Origin of the sequence: Henriciella sp. (assembly GCF_049649345.1) — a bacterium.
Lineage (GTDB): Bacteria > Pseudomonadota > Alphaproteobacteria > Caulobacterales > Hyphomonadaceae > Henriciella.
Genome location: NZ_JBARZC010000132.1, coordinates 1 through 1780, shown reverse-complemented (window position 1 = coordinate 1780; position 1780 = coordinate 1). Strand labels below are relative to the sequence as shown.

At 60.0% G+C, this 1780-nt stretch carries 1 protein-coding gene and 1 pseudogene; both read right to left on the bottom strand.

All coding sequences use genetic code 11. The features are described 5' to 3' along the window. Positions 1-298 precede the first annotated feature (298 nt). Entirely contained in the window at positions 299-1354 is a 1056-nt protein-coding gene (locus WA989_RS03265; protein WP_424339091.1) for a nucleotidyltransferase family protein, read from the bottom strand. Between the two features lie 104 nt (positions 1355-1458). Then, positions 1459-1780: pseudogene (locus WA989_RS03260) on the bottom strand (conjugal transfer protein TrbE); the annotation flags it as partial.

The window sequence follows — 1780 nt, the reverse complement described above, 5'->3', positions numbered from 1 at the left end:
CAAGAACAGGGCTGGCCAGGGCGCACGCCAGGGCTGTCGAACAGAGAAGGGGTTTCATGAGCCGGACCATCGATCTCAGTTGCCAAGGTTGGAGACGAACCAGTGTTCGCCGCTTGCTTCTCAGTTTCCGGAATTGGGCCTGTTCGCGGAAGTTCGACGCTGTCGCAATTGAGACAGGCTAATGCAGACAGGGGCGAAAGAGCGAAACCCGCCCAGCGCTTGGTGGGGGGATTAACTATGCCAGCAATGATCGGCCTGATCGTGCGCTACGCCTGCTCAATCAGGAGTCCGGTTGGCGCTATCCGGAAACGGTCTTGCTCAGTATTTCCGTGAACGGCTCTTTTTGATCGTTGTTCAAACGCTCTGATGCCGTTTCCAGACGGCTGCGCCAGCCTGGTCCACGCTCAACGGCTTCGAGGAGAACATCCTCCAGATCTGCCTTGCGGCGCTTGGCGAACAGAGCATCGATCAGGAGACCGGCCTGGGCGATATCCTTGTCTGCCTTGGCGGCGCTTTCTCCCGATTCCTTGCGCAGGGTCGAAACGATGAGCTTGTGGACGGCATACCGCTCCGGCGCTGGCACGTTGACGAGCGTGCCGAAGCGCGAGAGCACCGCTGCTTCGACCGTATCTCGCAAAAGGTAGTCGAGGAAGCGGAGGGCGACGGCGTCTGTTTTCAGACTTGGCAAGTTGACCGGGTCGTCGCGCTCGGCGCCGCGGTTTGTCGTCAGGACATCGACCCGGTAGCCTCCAGGACGCGTATAGGCCGAGACGACATTCGGCCCGGCGATCGAGGGAACAGGCCGAAAGTCCTGATCGACAGACTTCAGGACCTCCAGCAGCGGCGCATCGATCGATTCTTTGACCGCCACGGAGACGCCATAGTCCTGAGCGAGGTCGACATCGCCGGTGCGGATTGCGGTGCCGGGGAGCCTTACGCCAAGCAATCCGGCATAGGTCTGAAATGCGACAGTGCCGACGAGGACACCGCGCAGCCGAAACACGCCGGCTGCGGCGAGAGCGTCTATGACGGCGCTGGTCAGGCCATCCGGTTCTGGCAGGCCAGCGGCTTTTAAAGCTCGTATAATGGCTTTGCGGCCATCAGCATCGGCCTTGGCTCGTCGGCCCTCTTCAATTGCCTCTCGGCGTTCGGGCGTGTCGACGCCGAGATAGCGCTCGGGCGGCCGGCCTGTTGGGCCGGTCGGCTCCTGGACGTACCAATAGGCCTTGCCTGAAATCCTTCGCATCCTGAAAGTGGAGCCTTCCGGGAAGTTCGACGCAGCATGGACTCGCAGCTGATCAATTAGCTCGGCGTAGCTGGTCTGGATAATTAGAGGCAGTTCTGAAATCGTCATTTACCGGCAAAATACAGAAATGCCGGTAAATGTTCAAGGGATATCTTGTGATGGGTGAGGTAATGGAGCGGTCGACCCTGGGGTGGCTTGATCATGCAGGCAGGTCATTCTGCGGCGAGCGCGACAGGCGAGCCATGGCCGGGCCAGCGGGAAAGAAGATCTCCTGCCCAGCGTAGGTCTCTTGCGGCAAGGAAGGCTTGCGCGAAATCGTGCGGTGGGATCTCGTCGCATAGTCTGTCAATCAGCGCCTGGCTGGTAGGATCGGACGAGCCGCAGATCGCCAAGCCGATCGGACCGAGGCCAAGATCGAAGACACGCGCGCCATCCGGAGACTGGAAATAATAGTCCTGTTTCGGGGTCGCCTCGGCGATGAGATCGATCTGTCTCTGGTTGAGGCCGAACCGTTCATAGGTCTTCTTCTGGAGC

Bases quoted from the DNA above. Each gene is read 5' to 3' on its own strand.
- WA989_RS03265 (WP_424339091.1), bottom strand. From the start codon at position 1,354: ATGACGATTTCAGAACTGCCTCTAATTATCCAGACCAGCTACGCCGAG.